The 15,967-nt window shown below is 67.3% G+C and carries 11 protein-coding genes and 10 pseudogenes; 13 read left to right on the forward strand and 8 right to left on the reverse strand.

Translation table 11 applies throughout. The features are described from left to right. Positions 1-89: 89 nt before the first annotated feature. The 3 pseudogenes from ABZ318_RS34800 to ABZ318_RS34810 all read left to right on the forward strand — a co-directional run. Positions 90-386, forward strand: a pseudogene (locus tag ABZ318_RS34800) (diadenosine tetraphosphate hydrolase); the annotation flags it as partial. A 339-nt stretch (positions 387-725) separates the two neighbouring features. Next, positions 726-845, forward strand: a pseudogene (locus ABZ318_RS34805) (transposase); the annotation flags it as partial. Between the two features lie 291 nt (positions 846-1,136). Continuing rightward, positions 1,137-1,499 (forward strand): annotated as a pseudogene (locus ABZ318_RS34810) (hypothetical protein); the annotation flags it as partial. A 106-nt stretch (positions 1,500-1,605) separates the two neighbouring features. Here the strand turns inward: ABZ318_RS34810 and ABZ318_RS34815 are convergent. The 3 genes and pseudogenes from ABZ318_RS34815 to ABZ318_RS34825 all read right to left on the reverse strand — a co-directional run. After that, positions 1,606-1,950 (reverse strand): annotated as a pseudogene (locus ABZ318_RS34815) (transposase); the annotation flags it as partial. Positions 1,951-2,034: 84 nt separating this feature from the next. Next, a pseudogene (locus ABZ318_RS34820) lies at positions 2,035-2,265 on the reverse strand (hypothetical protein); the annotation flags it as partial. Between the two features lie 16 nt (positions 2,266-2,281). Beyond that, on the reverse strand, positions 2,282-3,139 hold the full coding sequence (locus tag ABZ318_RS34825; protein ID WP_356906440.1) for a hypothetical protein: 858 nt from the start codon (positions 3,137-3,139) through the stop codon (positions 2,282-2,284). Positions 3,140-3,210: 71 nt separating this feature from the next. On the opposite strand from ABZ318_RS34825, the gene ABZ318_RS34830 reads away from it, so the two are divergent. Then, positions 3,211-3,753 (forward strand): SMI1/KNR4 family protein, encoded by a 543-nt coding sequence (locus ABZ318_RS34830; RefSeq protein WP_356906441.1) that lies wholly within the window; start codon positions 3,211-3,213, stop codon positions 3,751-3,753. Between the two features lie 670 nt (positions 3,754-4,423). Here the strand turns inward: ABZ318_RS34830 and ABZ318_RS34835 are convergent. Beyond that, positions 4,424-5,820, reverse strand: a pseudogene (locus ABZ318_RS34835) (NF041680 family putative transposase). 791 nt (positions 5,821-6,611) lie between these two features. Between ABZ318_RS34835 and ABZ318_RS34840 the strand changes: the two are divergent. Then, on the forward strand, positions 6,612-7,409 hold the full coding sequence (locus ABZ318_RS34840) for a hypothetical protein (RefSeq protein WP_356906442.1): 798 nt from the start codon (positions 6,612-6,614) through the stop codon (positions 7,407-7,409). 295 nt (positions 7,410-7,704) lie between these two features. Here the strand turns inward: ABZ318_RS34840 and ABZ318_RS34845 are convergent, their stop codons facing one another. Continuing rightward, positions 7,705-8,316, reverse strand: a complete 612-nt coding sequence (locus ABZ318_RS34845; RefSeq protein ID WP_356906443.1) for a CGNR zinc finger domain-containing protein — start codon at positions 8,314-8,316, stop codon at positions 7,705-7,707. 103 nt (positions 8,317-8,419) lie between these two features. On the opposite strand from ABZ318_RS34845, the gene ABZ318_RS34850 reads away from it, so the two are divergent. The 3 genes from ABZ318_RS34850 to ABZ318_RS34860 all read left to right on the forward strand — a co-directional run bounded on the left by ABZ318_RS34850 (position 8,420) and on the right by ABZ318_RS34860 (position 10,826). Further along, on the forward strand, positions 8,420-9,268 hold the full coding sequence (locus ABZ318_RS34850; RefSeq protein ID WP_356906444.1) for an SDR family NAD(P)-dependent oxidoreductase: 849 nt from the start codon (positions 8,420-8,422) through the stop codon (positions 9,266-9,268). Between the two features lie 196 nt (positions 9,269-9,464). Beyond that, the gene (locus ABZ318_RS34855; protein WP_356906445.1) at positions 9,465-9,818 is read left to right on the forward strand and encodes a hypothetical protein; all 354 of its coding nucleotides are present in this window, start codon (positions 9,465-9,467) and stop codon (positions 9,816-9,818) included. Positions 9,819-10,271: 453 nt separating this feature from the next. Beyond that, positions 10,272-10,826, forward strand: a complete 555-nt coding sequence (locus ABZ318_RS34860) for a GNAT family N-acetyltransferase (protein WP_356906446.1) — start codon at positions 10,272-10,274, stop codon at positions 10,824-10,826. A 72-nt stretch (positions 10,827-10,898) separates the two neighbouring features. On the opposite strand, the gene ABZ318_RS34865 is transcribed toward ABZ318_RS34860, so the two are convergent. Both ABZ318_RS34865 and ABZ318_RS34870 read right to left on the reverse strand, forming a co-directional pair. Beyond that, entirely contained in the window at positions 10,899-11,108 is a 210-nt protein-coding gene (locus tag ABZ318_RS34865; protein ID WP_356906450.1) for an ATP-binding protein, read from the reverse strand. Positions 11,109-11,176: 68 nt separating this feature from the next. Next, positions 11,177-11,422: pseudogene (locus ABZ318_RS34870) on the reverse strand (hypothetical protein); the annotation flags it as partial. Between the two features lie 1,429 nt (positions 11,423-12,851). Between ABZ318_RS34870 and ABZ318_RS34875 the strand changes: the two are divergent. The 4 genes and pseudogenes from ABZ318_RS34875 to ABZ318_RS34890 form a co-directional block, all read left to right on the forward strand. After that, a pseudogene (locus ABZ318_RS34875) lies at positions 12,852-12,974 on the forward strand (IS5/IS1182 family transposase); the annotation flags it as partial. 190 nt (positions 12,975-13,164) lie between these two features. Next, on the forward strand, positions 13,165-14,199 hold the full coding sequence (locus ABZ318_RS34880; protein WP_356906447.1) for a pentapeptide repeat-containing protein: 1,035 nt from the start codon (positions 13,165-13,167) through the stop codon (positions 14,197-14,199). A 30-nt stretch (positions 14,200-14,229) separates the two neighbouring features. Continuing rightward, positions 14,230-14,432, forward strand: a pseudogene (locus tag ABZ318_RS34885) (IS5/IS1182 family transposase); the annotation flags it as partial. A gap of 82 nt (positions 14,433-14,514) precedes the next feature. After that, positions 14,515-14,701: pseudogene (locus tag ABZ318_RS34890) on the forward strand (hypothetical protein); the annotation flags it as partial. A gap of 285 nt (positions 14,702-14,986) precedes the next feature. On the opposite strand, the gene ABZ318_RS34895 reads toward ABZ318_RS34890, so the two are convergent. Beyond that, positions 14,987-15,565 carry a TetR/AcrR family transcriptional regulator gene (locus ABZ318_RS34895; RefSeq protein WP_356906448.1) on the reverse strand — a complete coding sequence of 193 codons (579 nt, stop codon included), beginning with the start codon at positions 15,563-15,565 and terminating at the stop codon, positions 14,987-14,989. A gap of 91 nt (positions 15,566-15,656) precedes the next feature. Between ABZ318_RS34895 and ABZ318_RS34900 the strand changes: the two genes are divergently transcribed. Continuing rightward, on the forward strand, positions 15,657-15,967 hold a 311-nt coding region (locus ABZ318_RS34900), incomplete at its 3' end, for a DUF1772 domain-containing protein (protein ID WP_356906449.1).

Genomic DNA, 15,967 nt, shown 5'->3' on the forward strand with positions numbered 1-15,967 from the left:
GATCCACGGCCGGGAGTTCCTCTTCGCCACGAACGGCCCAACGAGCATCCAAGCTGACAGTCACACCATCAGTGGCTTCTGTTAGGACCTCTAAGCGGCTGTCGTTCCTGTCTGACATGGACCAGCTCGGCGAAGCGGTCGAGCGTGCCTGTCGGCGGCTGGATCCGGCTTTCCGGCGGGTCAATCTGGAGATCCTGGGGAACACGGATCCGTTCTTGCATGCGCACGTCTGGCCGCGGTTCGAGTGGGAGCCGGCCGATGTGGTGGGCTCTCCGGTGTGGCTCTATCCGCGTGAGCGGTGGAGTGACGAGCAGTTCAGGCTCGGTCCGCAGCATGACGTGCTGCGAGATGCGATCGGCGGCGAACTGGACCGGCTGCGCTCGTGACATGACCGTTGTGGGCCCGCCGACCGTCGCGTCGGCGGGCCCGATGATCGGTGACGGTCAGCCGAGGCTCACTGGAGGCGTCTGTCTGATCGTTTCAGAATGAGGTTCGCAGGCGGCGGAGCCATAAGAGGGCCTCTGGTCTACGCAGTTGGTGTTTTGGGAGGTTCTTGTGGCCGTGAGCCGTAGTGCTCGTTGTCCGGGGGCGTGACCTCTCCACGGACGTATCGCAGTGACGTCTCCGATGCGCCCGCTGGGCGTTGATCGAGCCCGTGTTCGTCGCATGGCGAGCCGCCCGCTCGGGGCCCGGGACGGCAGCGCGGGTGCACGATCTGAGAGATCGTGAAGGCGATCCTCTACGTCAACCGCACCGGGATCCTATGGGAGTATCTGCCTTACGACTTCCCGCTGTTCAAGTCCGTCTACGACTACTACGCCAAGTGGGAGACGGACGGAACCACCGAACGGGTCCATGGCCTGTTGCGGGACAAGACCCGCCGAGCGAACGCCCGGAACGGGCAGCCGTCCGCGGCCGTGGTGGACGCGCTGAGTGGGAAGACCTCGAGCAATGTCGCCAGAGCCAGTCAGGGCATCGACGCCGGCAAGAAGATCAGAGGACGCAAGCGCCACTGTCGGCGTACGGACTTTTCTCCCCAGTTGCGTACGGACGAATGTCCCCGGTTCTGGCCGCAGGCAGCAGCAAGACAGAGGATCTCGGTTGAGATCGATGCCCCGACCAGGGACACTCGCGCGATGCGCCAGAGCACATCGTCTAAACCGGTCGAGCGAGGGTGGGATGAGCCCTGGTATCGGGTCCGCATGGAGGACTTCCAGGCATCGTTCCTGCCCGGCGACGGCGAGGACCTGGACGAGGTCTGCAATGTCGATGTCTTCGTGACTCTGAAGGATGGATCTCGATGGACCGCGACCGTGTTCACCTTCGCGGAAGCCGAGCGCCTGATGAAGCTCTGGGCAGGGACCGACGAGGCCCTCGGGAGCCGGTACTTCTGGGCCGCGGACGGCCTGATCGTCAGGGACCCCGGCATCGACAGCATGACCGGCATGATCGCCGGCCTGATCGAGAACGGCGAGTTCTCCGAGATCTTTCAGCGGGTCTCAACGACTGATCAAGTGCTCGGCCGCCGGAAGCGACGTGGGCGGTCAGTCCACGCCGTTGTCCCGCTCGATGGCCTTGAGGAAGGTCTCGTGGATGCCGTCACCCGGCACGGATCTCCCAGCGGATCCGCAGGCGGCGGAACAAGTGCAGGCGGGCGAAGGCACGCTCGGCCACCCGGCGTGGAGTGCCGGGTCCGGAGCCGTGGTCGGTGCCGCGTCGTGCGATCAGCGGCTTCACGCCGAGCGCGCGGACGAGGCGGCGGTACTGGTCGTGGCCGCGGTCACCGAGCACGAGGTCGGGGCGGCGCCGGGGCCGGCCGTGCTTGCCCCGCACGGGTGGCACCGCAGGGAGCAGCGGGATGACCTGGGTGAGGTCGTTGCGGTTGCCGCCGGTCAGGGTGACGGCGAGCGGGATGCCGGTGGCATCGGTGATCAGGCGGTGCTTGCTGCCCGCCGCGGTCCGCACCTGCTCGACCTGGGCGTCGTCCAGTTTCGGCGGACGACCGGTGGCCGGACTCCGACGCAAAGCATCCGCGCCACCCTCATCCCACACCCGTCTCCGCCGCCGCACGCTCTCGTCACTGACCCCCGGCGTCCGTGCGATCTCGGCACTCGAGCGTCCCTGCCCAAACAACTCGGCCGCCCGCACACGCCGCGTTTCGGCCAACTGCGGCCGCGTCAAAGGCGGAACGACAGACCCGAAGCAACAGACGAAGGCTTGGAAGACGCAGCACCAGGATCCCGGCAACGACTCTGCCGCACCCATAGAACTAACGAAAAACTCAGTAGTGTCGAATGGAGGCAGGATCCTCTGCTTCTATCAGGTCGAGGATGCGGGCGGCGAGCTGCTCCCGGGCGGCACGCAGCTCTTCCAGGGCCCGGGTGGTGTCTGTGTGCAGGCGCGGCGGGATCGGGGTGCCGGCTTCGGCGCATTTGAGAAGCAGGCGGGTGGCTGTGGTGAGGGCGTCTCCGAGGTCGGTGATGTCCCAGCCAGAGCGTGGGTATCGGCGGTCCGTCGGGACGCGGAACTCGGGCGCCAGCCCGTCGTGCCGTGGGTGCGACCACCACAGGCCGTCATAAAGTCCCTCGTCGAAGGCGAGGTTCACCACGGCACGGGCATCACGGCACGCCTCCTGTAGCCACTCAGGGTCGACGGTGCGGCCCGCCTCCAAGGTACTCCAGGCTTCTTCGAGGACGTCCTGCCAGGCCCGGGTGGAGCTACGTAGGCGAATCATCCGGCCCACCCGGGCTTCACGCCGAGTATGGGCTTCCACATCCCGTTGGACTCGGGTTTGGCGACGGTGCAACAGCAACGGACCCAGCACGGCCGCACCGGCACCCACGAAAGCCCCCGCTACCGCGCCGACAAGACCATATAGAGCAGATTCATCTGGCACACCGACATACTCGCCTGCTTCCCGAGCGAGCACACCCTCTTCGGCAACCATCGTCCGGGAGACGCTGGCGCCCAGTCCGAACATACGGCAGTTCTTCTTCGCCTCCGCTTCGGCCGCCTCGCGCGACTGCCTCTTCCGCCCGGCGGCGCGCGACGCGTTCGGCTTCGGCGTGGCCGACGGCTTCCTTCGCGCACGGCTCGCACAGGTCGTCGCCCTCACTGCGCCACTCTGTTCGATGCTCATGACCTGGGCGGCACAGCTCCGGAGTGAGGAAGCCGCGATGGGGTGTCAGCCCCTTCTGTCAGCATGCTGTCGTGACAGACACACGTGATCAGCGTCCCGTCGAAGCCACTCTCGACTTCCTGCGTTCTGCGTTCCCGCCGGAATGGCGCGAGCCGGCGCTCGGACATGAAGCCGTCGCGGACTGGGAGCAGGAGAACGGGGTGGTCCTTCCGGAGCCGTACAGGACGTTCATCGCGGAGATCAGCAACGGGTCCAGCCTCGGCCCCGCCGGCGACGGCGGTCTCCAGCCGCTCGGCTGGCTGCCCGACGCGTGGCCCGACCTCGGCCCACGGCAGCCAGGCGAACCGTTTCACCTGGAGGCAGCGTGGCCCTGGGAGGACGATGAGAGTGTCGACCCCGAGGACCCGCGGATCGACGCCGCGTTCAACAAGGGGTCCATCGTTCTCGGGTCCGAGGACGGACAGTCGTTCTGGCTCCTGCTGACCACCGGTCCCCGCCGCGGCGAGGTGTGGATGATCGCCGACGTCGGCGCCATCCCGGCGCCCGGCGACCAGGCATGGGGCTTCAAGGAGTGGGTGCAGCACTGGCACACCGGCAACGACTGGTGGGACTGAACGCTCCGTACTGACCGGTGGCAGGTCACAGGCCGTTCGAATCCTGGGTGCCTTCCGAGGTGCTGAGTGTGTGGTCAGTGCGCGTTGGCTGCCGTCGCCGAGCCCTGCACCGAGGACAGCTTGGGTCATATGTCCGTAGCCGGCGAGGGCGCAGTCGCCTTCCCCGCGGACCGTTCCCCCGGGATGGTGGAGGTGAAGTCGACCGCCTCCAGGCGTAGGACAGCCTGTGCTTGTCGTTTAACCTCGTCCCCGTTGGGGGTGGGGATGGAGCAGGCCGTTTTTGAATCCGTCAGGTATTCCGCGATATGTCAGGACTGTGGTGCGGAGATGGCGTGCTGCGGTGTCCAGGCCCTTGTGGACGGCCACTTGCGGTGGGATGTCGAGTCAACGTGTTCCGCCTGTGGATTCGCGGTCGCCGTGTGTGGTGGGGACCTGCCGAGCGAACAGCGGGATCAGATGCTGTCCAAGCATGGACCCGCGAGACTGCAGGTGATCAGCCCGTCGATGAAGAGTGTCGTGATGATGCGGGTGCTACGAGCTGAACTTGGCATTGACCTGGTCGATGCCAAGTCTGTGCTGCACCGCGTGCTGAGCGGTGACTACTCAGGGACTCTTCCCGAGATCGAGCTCCTGGCCCGGAAGTTCCGGGCCTCTGGCATCGCTGCCGTAGCTACTCGTTCATAGGTGTCTCATCCGGCAGCGTGGTGCGAATGCGCCTGGGCTTGGTGCCTTTCTTGTGGTGGGCGGTGTGGCTGAAGGTCCCCCTGGTAACGAGGACGCGGCCCACGCCGTGGCGGATGGCCGTGTGACGGTTCTTCGATCCCATCGGCCTTCCGGGGCCCGGGCGTGAGCTTGTTCGGCTCGGTCGGCTTCTCCCAGGGCCTGCGGAGGTCGGCGGCCAGGGGGCGGGCAAGCCGCAGCTGGGCATGAGCTGCGATCACCAGCCACGTCCACCGGTCGGCAGCCTCCGAGCTACGCAGCCGCGGCTTGGTCCACCCGAGCGTCTGCTTGAACAGGCGAAACGTGTGTTCCAGGTCGAAGCAGCGGAGGAAGGACCGCCAGCAGCGGTTGACGTCTGTGGTCGTGGCGCAGGTGCCGGACCACCACAGCCAGACCGGCTTGTTCGCCCCGCCACTGGCCAGCTTCTCCGCGGTCAGCCGGATGACGGCCCTCGATGGTAGGCAGCGGTCCCTCCTGGTCGAGCCAGGCCGCCTGCCGGGTCAGCCTCGGGTGCGACCGGTCCCACGCCTGCGCAGTCGCCTTCCCGCAGAGGCGGGTGTCGGTGACAGTGACGGCCTGCTCGGTGCCCCAGGTGGCGCAGTCGCCGAAGACGAACTCGCCACCTTGCTTGGGCGGTCGGCCACCCTTCGGGTCGTAGACCCGCGGCGGTGTCGGCCGGCGCATGACGCGGTCGGAGCGGAGCCGACCAAGGATCTACACCAGCAGGTGGGCGATGCGGGGTGCGTCGTACCCGGCATCCAGTACGACCAGAACCTCGGGATCGCCGGGCTTCCATTGGCCGGCAGCAACAAGGTGTTCGACGACCTCGCGGATCTGCACCGTGGTCACCGCGGCGACGTCGGCGCCGGGCTCCAGGCGGACTGTATCCAGCACCGTCGCCCAGGAGGTCCTGCCGGTCTCCAGCGCGGCCACGATCGAGTACGGCCAGCCCGGGACCATCTGGTGTTTGCCCTCACCACGGCCGAAGGCGTGGCAGGAGGACCGGTCCGGGCAGGTGTTGGCGTCCGGCCGCAGCCACGGCGACACGTCCGCGGCCGGCATGATCCGACCGTTCGCTGCCCGTGGCAACGGCAGAGAGGTCAGCGCGCGACGCAACCGGGCTACATCGATACGCCCCTGATTGAGGCCCCCGTAGAGGGCGCCGTGCCCGCGGCGGTGTTCCGGCGCGAGCTCCAGGTCGACCAGGGTCCGCACCGGCCCGTCCGTGTACAGCAGCGCGTCGCGTAACTCGAAAAGCGCGTCGCCCCGCGCGGTCAGACACACGTACAACTCCGTCCGGAAGCGTGACGCCTCCGCGAACCCATCCCGCTGGACGCCCTGATGCACCAGACCCACGACCACGGCCTTCGCGCTGTCCCTCTGCCTCTGTGACGGAGCAAAGGATCAGACGAGGGCCGCCTACATGTCCGCTGAACTGCGAAAACGCAGAGCAAGTTCGAGTCACGTTCGACGCGGGACCTTAAACGACAAGTTGAGTACAGGAACAACAACCTGGGCGACATCGATCGACGGGGCGTAAGGCGGCGGCATCGGGAGTCCTGGGCCGGGTGCATGCTTGCACACGGCCTTGTGAGCCACCGACACGGAGTCGCCTAGCGGGGGCAGATCGAACCACTCGCCGCGCTGCCGACAGGGTCGAAACTCCTCGTGCAAGACCCGCTCCAGAGGTCGACCCCCGGCCTCCGTCTGCCCTCGCCGTTGCCCGCTGGATCCTCACCCGTCCCGAAGCGCTGACCGAGAGCGACCGGCTCCAACTCAAGGACGTACTGGCGAACTGCCCCGAACTGGACGCACTCGCCAGACACGTCCGTTCCTTCGCCCCCATGCTCACTCGGCTGCAAGGCCATCAACTGCTGACATGGATCGAGGCCGCGAGCACCACAGACCTGCCCAGCCTCCAGTGATTCGCCCGGCGTCTGGAGCGCGACCTCGACGTCGTCACCGCCGGACTCTCGCAGTCCTGGAACTCCGGGGTCGTCGGAGGCCATGTCAACCGGATCAAGATGCTGAAGCGCCAGACATCCGGCCGAGCAAGCTTCGGACTCCTCCGCAAGCACGTCCTGCTTTACACGTGACCCGGGCACAACTCCGGCTCGTCGACGCCATAGCCTCGGCCCGTGCCCCACAGCCGTAGCCACAGCCAGACCGAGCAGCCTCGCCCCGCCGAGTTCCCTCCCTTTCAGGCACTGCTGGACAGTACAAATTGGGCATCGCTCGCCACAGCCTGCGGCACGGGTGAATCCCTGCCGGCGGCGCTGACACTCCTGACCAGCCCTGACCCACTCATCAGGGAGTCCGCTCTACAGGACGCGCTGGGGCCCGTGACTCACCAGAACAGCATCTACGAGGCCACCGTGCCTGTGGCGCTCTACGTCGCGGCGATCCTCAACCACCCGGCCATCACGGCAGGCGACTACAGCCACAACGCCAAGACTCCCCCGAACCGCTCCACTCTCGTGCGGCTGCTCGACTGGCTCGGCGACACCGCCTACGACGCCGACGACGCGTCCGTTGCCCTTGACGAACGTCTCTACGGTGAAGGATTTCTCGACGAGTACGAGGAGATGCGTGCGTTTCGGGACGCGCGCCCGGCGATCTTCTCCGCTGTTCATGCCTTCCTCAGTCATGACAACGCCGACGTGCGCCACACCGCCCTTGTCGCTGCCATTCCCCTCATAGAGCACCCCCTCCTCACCCGGCACCAGGCCGATCTGGCCAGCCATGCCCGACGTCTACTCGCCACCAGCACTGATCGGTACCACCGAGACCGCGTCCTGGACGCGCTGAAGGCTTGGGGTCACGACACCAGTGGCCTGGAAAACGCGTCCGACATTGCAGCCCGCGAGCACTACGCCCTCCTCAGAGCTGCACGCGCTTCTCGGGAAGGCGGCTACAGCGAAGAACCGCCGTTCTGACTCAAGATTCAAAACGCTTCCGAATCACCCACTGATCACCCCGCATGGCCGCACCACAAGAAGTGGGGCAGAGCCCGATCTCACCTGCGCGGCCATAGGTCAGAGTGACCGTCGTCGCCTTCGGCCTGGAGGGGGGCAAAGTCGGTGCGGGCCGCTTCGGCGGTTTCGGGGTACGCCTGGCGCTTCCCGTGTTCGGCGAGTGCCCGGCGAGTGTCCGGTAGATGCCGGCCAGGCCAGGGGTCTGGCCCTTGCGCCGGCCGGTGGGGGTAATCGCCCTTCCTCGCTGAAGGCGGTCTCACGCCTCGGACGGCGCACCACTGCCGTGGCGCTGCCGCCGGCGGTGTTTGCGCATGGATACCTGGGAGCCGCAGCCAGTACTGCAGTACAGCCCTCCCCCATTGCGGGTGCGGTCGAAGAAACCGAAATGGCATGGGGGGTTCCGGCACGCCTTGATGCGCCCCCAGTCGCTGCTCTGCGCAAACGTCGTCACCGCAGCCAGTACGGTCCCGAACACGCGCGGCACCCCCGCCTGTGATGAGGTCAGCTCTACACCGTCGGCCGTGACCACCGTCGCCAGCGGGTAGAGCGAACCCACACGTTGCAGGTGCCGCTCGGCACGCAGCAGCGGCTCACCCAGACTTTCCTCATCGCCCGAGTGCGCGAGCAGCACGGTCACCAGGGCATCACGCAGCTCGCGCGCGACCGCGGCGTCAGCGTCGGTCACCACGGTTTCGCCACCGAACTCGTCGCGTTCCGCCAGCCACGCCGCGAACGAGTCCCCGTCCCCGAACAACTCTCGGCGACCCGATCCGTCCGCGCGCGTGTTCACGAACGCAAGAACGGTCTCCACCATCGGCGTGACGGTGCGCGGGCTGGGTTTGGAGGATCCGGCTGCGGCAGCGATCATCCTCCCACAGTACATCAGTGTGAGCGGCACTAATCCAGCTAGTGAGCAACCTTCCTGTCGATCTAGCTTGACTCGTTGCGACCTAACTACTTACGGTCGCAACATGAATGGGACATCCAAGCAGCAGACCCACCTCCGCGCATGGCTGATCACCGGCGCGTCGTCCGGCATCGGCCGCGAACTGACGCTCCAGGTGCTGGAGAACGGCGACACCGTCTCGGCCCTCGCCCGCGACACCTCCTCCCTGGACGAACTGGCGCAAGCACACGGTGAGCGCCTGCTTCTCATCCAGGCGGACGTACGTGACGAGCGGGCCGTCCGGGAAGCGGTAGAGCGCACGCTCTCGCGGTTCGGCCGCATCGACGTCGTGGCCAACAACGCGGGATACGGACTGTTCGGAGCCGTCGAGGAGGCCTCCGACACGCAGGCCCGTGCCGTGTTCGACACCAATGTCTTCGGAGTGCTCAACGTGCTCCGCGCAACGCTGCCGGTGCTCCGCGCCCAGCGGTCCGGACACATCCTCCAGGGCTCGTCGGTCTACGGGCAGTCCGCCCACCCCGGCGTGGGTCTGCTGGCCGCCACCAAGTACGCGGTCGAGGGGCTGTCGGACGCGCTCGCGGCCGAGGTCGCCCCGCTCGGCATCAAGGTCACGATCATCCAGCCCGGAATGACCGCCACCCCCTTCCTTGCCAACCTCGACGTCGCAGCCGGCCTGGACGACTACGACCAGACCGTCCGCGAGGTCCAGAAGGGCATCGGAGAACTGCCCGCATCCGCGTTCTCCGCCGCGGTCCGGATCGCCGCAGGCATCCGGACCGCGGTCGACAGCCCCAACCCCCCGCTGCGCCTGGCCCTCGGCACCTCCAGCGCGACGGGCATGCGCCCCGCTCTGGAGGCACGAATCGCAGACCTGGACGGCTGGCGGCATGTGACCGATGCCGTCGACAGGTAGCAAGCCACGAATCCCGCCGGGGACATGGTCATGGCGGAGACGACCCGGTCCTCCTCACCCCCGGCCATGACCAGTGGGGCTGGGTCGAAGTCACGGCAGACGGCTTCGACCCGGCCCCCTGCACCACCACTGCTCCGCGCTCCCCCCGGCGGGCGTCGGCCGCGGTTCGACCGCCCGCCTGGCCCGACGGATGAGGATGCCGGTAGTCAAGGACACCTTTCACTCCGCGGGATCAGCCGGGATCAGCCGGGACCTCGGCCTGGACTACTACACCGTCCGCCGATACGCCCGAACCTCTGGCGTCGACCAGCCGCTGGCCAAGGTCACCCAGCGGCGCACCCTGCCGGACCACCACGAGCCCTATCTCCACGAACGCTTCGCCCAGGGCTGCCGCAACGCCGGCCAGCTCTTCCGGGAGGACCGAAACCAGGTATTCCGCGGCGACCGCACGGTCGTCAACCGCTACATCCCCCAGCTCAAACAGGGCCTCGAGACCGCCCCTCCTCCACCAGCCCTGCCCAAACCGCGGCTGCACTTCGCTGGGTCGTGACACACCCCGGCCGGCTCCGGCCATACGAAGCGCTCGGTCTCAAGGCGGTCCGGGCCGCCTGCCCCGAACGCGACTCGGCCGTCAAACACGTCCGCACCTTCGCCATCCTCATGCACGAACGACGCGGGCATTATTTCGTCGGGTCATATGAGGACCACGACTCCGCCCGGATCGGGAGCCAGCGTTGGGCCGTTCGTGGCGGCGACGTACTCAGTAATGCCGCGTGATCTCCGGTGAGAACGAGAGCCACTTCGGCAAGTTTCGGAGCCACTGATCGAGTGACCTGTCCGGCCGGGCGGAGTGTCCGGGGATGTTGCCGCGGTGGTGGCGATGGCTTGTCGGGCGGCCCCAGGGTCCGCCTCCCTGACAAGTCGTGGCCAGGAGCCCGCGCCCCTGTGAGGCCCGGGTTGGCGAGGCTGGTGAGCGCTTTGCGTCGGAAATAGACTGTCTGACATGTTGTTGGATCTCGAAGTGGACGGCCGTCGCCTCCGGGTCCGTGACCTTGAGCCGGACGACGAACCCGACGTGCTCGGCTTGTTCGAGGCTAGTGAGGACTGGTTCAGCCACGCCTTCGGTCAGCCCGCCATGCCGGGCGATGTCCAGAGCCTGTATTACAGCCTGCCCGAGGGTGTGGAGTTCGAGGACAAGGCCATGTTGGTGATCGAGGCCGAAGGCCGGATCATCGGGCTCATCGATGCCGTACGGGAGTATCCCGAGCGTGGCACGTGTTCGGTCGGGATGTTCCTGATCCGCCCCGATTGCCGTCGATTCGGGTTGGGACGCGCTGTCGCCTCGGAGCTCGTCGGCTCGCTGGTGGCGGACGGTTGTACCGAGGTCATCGCGCTCGTCGCGGAGGGCTGGCAGCCGGGGCTGAAGTTCCTCGACGCTCTCGGTTTTGTGTCGGAGGCCCCGGGAGAGGCCGCGCATGCCTACCGGAACCTCGGGCCCAGCGAGCGTCCGACGATTCGTTCGCGACTGCGGACCTCGGACGCTTCACCCGCCTCCTGATCCCCCGGCCCGTCGCCGTCCGGGAGGGATGCCGCTGGTCAGCGAGGTCCTGGGCGCGCGCATTCGCCTGGCTCAGCCCGAGAAGAGGGTCCCCTGGGTGGCCTGGAAGCGGTAGGACTCGGTGCCGGTCTGGATCAATGTGCAGCGGAAGGTGATCCGGTCGGCGATGGCCGCGCAGAGGCGGGCGTCACCGAAGGTCTTGTCCCACTCGGTGAACGGGGAGTTCGTGGCGACGGCGGTGGCCTTGCGTTCCTCGTGCTCGGTGAAGATCTGGAACAGCAGCTTCGCGCCCTTGCGCCCTTGCGATCCAGGTCGAGGGAGCCGAACTCGTCCAGCAGAAGAAGACCGACTTTGCTGGAGCGGGCGATCACCGAGGACAGCTTGCGGGACGCGTCGGCCTCGGCGAGTTCGTTCACCAGCGCTGAGGTGGTGGTGTAGCGGACAGACAGGCCGACCTCGGTGATCGCGGTGCCGATCCCGATGAGCATGTCCTCCGGATCGCCCGGCAGGGCCGTCCGCCGCGGCGGAACCCGCTCGGTGTCCAGGTCGTCGTCCTGGTCGGTGACGGTGATCGTGGGGCTCATGCGCGTAACCATTCTGGTTCTGGCTGGTCTGGCTGGTCGTGACCGGGTTGAGGAGTCGGTCGTACTTGCTCATGTCCGGGAGCGTCGTGCGCTGGTCGGGCGGCAGGCGGCGCGTGTGCAGGGAGATCACCTGGGCCCCGGTCCCGTCCGCGGTGGTGCCGCCCTCGCTCTGCGGGCCGTCGCCCTCGCGAGTGAGGACCTTCGTGAAGCCGCCCTCCGCGCGGGCCTGCGCGAGCGCGGACGCGCCGGCGAACGCACCCGGCTTGACCGGCAGGATCTCCAGGTAGTGGTCCAGGACGTCGTGATAGGTGTAACGACGGGTCAGCCGCGGATGGCGGGCGACGACCCGGCAGCCGTCGAACATCCACAACTCGTTCGCCTTCAGCTCGACCCGGACCTTGTTCCCGATGAACTTCGCCGGGACCGAGTAGTAGCCCTGCCTCACCGTGATCCTGGGGTTCCGAGCGACGGTCGGCGTCAGGTCGATGCCGCAGCCGTAGTCGTCCGCGGGCAGCGGATGCGGCCTCTCACGCTCGGCCTCGAAGTCGAACCCGATCGAGGTCGGCCGTGGATGAGGCGGGCGTCCTCTGTCACGTCGATCGCGGCCGGTCGCTCGTTCAGCTCCGCCAAAGTGTCCACCGCGGGAGGTGGAACCAGGTGCTTCCTGCGGAATCGTCCGCCCTCGTGTTCGACGCCGCCCTTCTCCTGGGCGGCGTCTTGTCCTGGAGTGCAGTAAAGGCCGAGAACTGGTACCACGACTTGAGCGACGTCCACCGGGTCGACTCCAGCCGGGAGCGGCCGAACAGGACCTGCCTCCCTGCGGGTCGCAGGTTGTCGTAGCGGATGTGCACCGCACGCACTTGCGGCGCTGACCGGAAAGGTCCAGCCAGAAGTCCGCGAAGTCGACCTCCGCTTCCTCGCCCGGCCGCTTCGCCTGCGGGGCCACGCCCTCCAGGTCCCGGCGACCCTCCAGTGCCTCAGCCTTGATCTGCGGGTGTCGCCTCGCGACGTAGCCGTAGACCGTCGTCGTGCGAGTTGGTTCGAAGTCGTGCTCGGCAGCCAGACGCTCCATGATCCGCGGGATTGTGTGCTTCCGCTTCGGCGGCGCGTCCAGATCCTCGCGCAGCATCGCGTCGATGAAACCCTTCACCGGCTCCCGATCTCACCGGAGAACCGCTGGCTCTCAACGTCCCCGGAGTCGTGACTCCCATCAACCCCGTAGAAATCAACGCGGACAGGACCTCATCAACTGGATCGAACAGGTCCACGACAGCGACCTGCCCTCGCTGCAGCAGTTCGCTCGCGGACTCCTCCACGACCAGGACGCCATTGTCACCGGTCTCCCCTCGACCTGGAGCTCAGACCGGGTCGAAGGGCAGGCCACCAGGGTCAATCTGATCAAGCGAGCGGGATGCGACCGCGCCGAACTCGACCTCCTCCGAAACGGTCCATGTCCTGGCTGACCGGCTACCGCAGACCCAACCACCGCTACGAGCGCTGCTCCCGCAACTACCTGGCCCTTCTCGGCCTCGCCGCATCACCGCGCTGCGACAAACGGATCATCCACACAACGGATGTTCCTCAAACTTCTGAGCCGGCTTTCCAGGGTCAACGGGACCGCAGGCTTCCGCCGCGCTTCGCGATACTGCTGGGCGCACGCGTGATGCACCATGTAGCTCGTGGATGATGCTGACGAAGAACAGCCTCCGACGCCGCCCCAGCAGAGGCGACCACGAGTGCCGACAGCCCTTCAGGTGACCGCCGTTCTGCTGGCCCTCGCCGCAGCCTTCCTGCTCCTGGCGCTTGCGCGGATGGATGCGCTGCCGACCCGGTCGACAGCGGTCGACTGGCTTGGGCGGTGGTGGCCGGTCCTGCTCAGCGGGGTGTCCGTGGTGGCCGCGATCGTCATCTGGAGGCGGCGCCACGGACCGAACGGGCCCCGTGAAAGCTCGGAAACCGGTGCCCGGACCGATCGCTGGTCGCAACTGCCGACCTTCATCACCACGTTCACCGCCTTGGCCGCCCTCGTGTTCACGGCGCTTTCCCTGCGGGCCACCCACGACCAGATCAGCGTCGCTGAGCAAGGTCAGATCACGGACCGATACACCAAGGCCATCGATCAACTCGGCGCCCCTGGTCCCGATCACCTGCAGATCCGGCTCGGCGGCATCTACGCGCTGGAGCGCCTCGCATCGGACTCCCCCCGCGATCAGCAGACGATCGTGGAGGTCCTCAGCGCGTTCATCCGGACCACCAGCCCGCGAACGACTCCATCGAAGATCTGCCCGACTGTAGCGGCCGACGTCCAGGCCGCCTTCATCGTGCTCTCCAGAAGGGATGTGCTCAAGGATCCCTCCTACCGGAGCCCGCACCCCTTCGGCGCCGTCGATCTGCGTCATACCTGCCTCGCCGGCGTCGAGGCAAACGGCGCGAACCTGACCCGTATGTCGCTCGTGGGCTCCGACCTCCATGGAGCGAACCTGTCAAACGCTCACGGCGGACTGATGAGTCTGGTCGATGCCACACTCACCGGCACTTACCTCGACGGGGCCGATCTCAGCAGCTACGTCTTCCTCGACCGCGCCGACTTCACGGGTGCCAGCCTGTCCGAGGCGAAGATCGGTCCCTCGAGACTGCGCGGAGTGAAGCTGGTCAACGCCGATCTCGAAGGCGCCGACCTGCACGCCGTCGACTTTCACGGAGTGGACCTCACCGGCGCCCGGCACGACGAGAAGACCGACACCACCGGCGCGACCCGCGATGCCACCACGATCGGCGCATGGTGGTGATGACCGAGTACGAAGCCTCGTGCTGGTCATGACGCACCACAGATGATCGAGGTGCTCGAACGCCTCCGTGTTCCCCGCCCCAAGGCGGACGGCCGCGCGGCCACCCCGACCACCTCGGCGGCGACAAGGCATACAGCTCACGCCGCAGCCGCCATTACCTGCGAAGACGCCAGATCAAGCACACCATCCCCGAACCGAAGGGCCAGCGGGCCAACCGCACAAGACGCGGCAGCAAGGACGGTACGCCCGGGACCATCCCGACACGAGCGGGAACAGCCACTCTGTAAGCCGTGGAAGGCGGGGCGAGAGATCACCCTGGCGGGTCTGAGTTTGAACGAGCCGGTCGAGGAGCATCTCAAGGACCGGGTCAAGGCGCTGGATGCGGCCTGGCAGTTGACGGCGAAGCGGCTGGAGGAGGCTGGGCAGGACGCGAAGCTCAGCTTCGAGGTGCAAGCCCAGCGGGCGACTGAAGCTGAACGTGGACCGGCTCGGCGCGCTCGGCGGGAGCGTGTCGTTGAAGTGGCTGTGCCAGACCACCGCGAAGGTGTCCCCACCCCGGGGTGAAGCCGGAAATGGTCGCCGCCCACAACGCCTCACACTCCGACATCGTGCTCGGGCTGTTCAGGAGGACCGGCTCGGCGCGCTCGGTCTGGTTCTCGATGCCGCCGTGCTCCGGACGACCCGCTACCTCGACGCCGCCGTCGACCACCTGCGGGGCTTGCCGCCCGAGGAGCGGGAGCCCGACGTCCCGGCCAAAGACCTGGCCCGGGTCTCCCGCTCAAGGGGGTCAGGTCGCGGGGAGTCGGCTGGTCAGTAGTGCTATCCGTTGTTCGGTGTCTGCCGGTGGCAGTCGTCCGGCGCGGGTCAGGGTGGCCAGGCCGTGCAGGGCGGCCCAGAACACCTCGGTGAACAGTCCGGGGTGGACGCCGTTGCCGGCGACCTCGTCGAGGTTTTCCAGCAGGGCGGCGAAGGCGTCTTTCAGGGGCTGGGGGGTGTCCTGGTGGGCGAAGGCCAGGCCGCCGTCGAGCTGGAACATGGCGTCGTAGACGGCGGGGTTACGTTCGGCGAAGTCAAGGTAGGTGCGGGCCAGGGCGGTGACCCGGGTGTGGGGGTCGTGTGCGGTGCGGGTTGCGGTCCGCAGGGCCGCGGCCAGCTCGGCCGCGCCCTGGAGGGCGACGGCGCCGATGATCTCGCGTTTGCCGCGGAAGTGGCTGTAGAGGACGGGCTGGCTGTATTCGATGCGTTCGGCGAGGCGGCGGGTGGTGACGGCGTCCCAGCCCTGTTGTTCGGCGAGTTCGCGGGCCGTGGTGACGATGAGGCGCTCGCGTTCGGCCCGTTCGCGTTGTTTGCGTTCCTGTACCGACATGCCCTGATCCTAGCACCGCTAGACAACCGAGCGGCAGTAGTACTAGCGTTGCCTCATCACCTAGCAGCGCTAGATTCCTGGAGGGGTTGTCATGTTCCACGCACTCGGGGTCCTCACCACCGTGACCGTCGGCCTGATGGTGGGGGTGGAGTTCTCCGTCGCCTTCGTCATCAACCGGATCCTCGACGCCCTCCCCGAGGACAGCGGCCAGCTCGGCCGCGCCCACGGGGGCCGGATGCTCGGCGCCCTGATGCCCATCTGGTACATCGGCTCGCTCGTGCTGAGCGCGCTGTGGGCCATCACCGGATGGCACCGCCCCGGCGCCGGCCTCGTCGTCACCGCCGCCGCACTGCTGATCCTCAGCGTGGTCATGTCGGTCCTGCTGCTCGTCCCGATCAACAA

Source organism: Streptomyces sp. NPDC006197 (genome assembly GCF_040613865.1).
Taxonomy (GTDB): domain Bacteria; phylum Actinomycetota; class Actinomycetes; order Streptomycetales; family Streptomycetaceae; genus Streptomyces.

Excerpts from the sequence above, each read along its gene's own strand:
- ABZ318_RS34825 (WP_356906440.1), bottom strand. The coding sequence starts at position 3,139 with ATGAGCATCGAACAGAGTGGCGCAGTGAGGGCGACGACCTGTGCGAGC.
- ABZ318_RS34845 (WP_356906443.1), bottom strand. The coding sequence starts at position 8,316 with ATGATCGCTGCCGCAGCCGGATCCTCCAAACCCAGCCCGCGCACCGTC.
- ABZ318_RS34850 (WP_356906444.1), top strand. The coding sequence starts at position 8,420 with ATGAATGGGACATCCAAGCAGCAGACCCACCTCCGCGCATGGCTGATC.
- ABZ318_RS34855 (WP_356906445.1), top strand. The coding sequence starts at position 9,465 with ATGCCGGTAGTCAAGGACACCTTTCACTCCGCGGGATCAGCCGGGATC.
- ABZ318_RS34860 (WP_356906446.1), top strand. The coding sequence starts at position 10,272 with ATGTTGTTGGATCTCGAAGTGGACGGCCGTCGCCTCCGGGTCCGTGAC.
- ABZ318_RS34895 (WP_356906448.1), bottom strand. The coding sequence starts at position 15,565 with ATGTCGGTACAGGAACGCAAACAACGCGAACGGGCCGAACGCGAGCGC.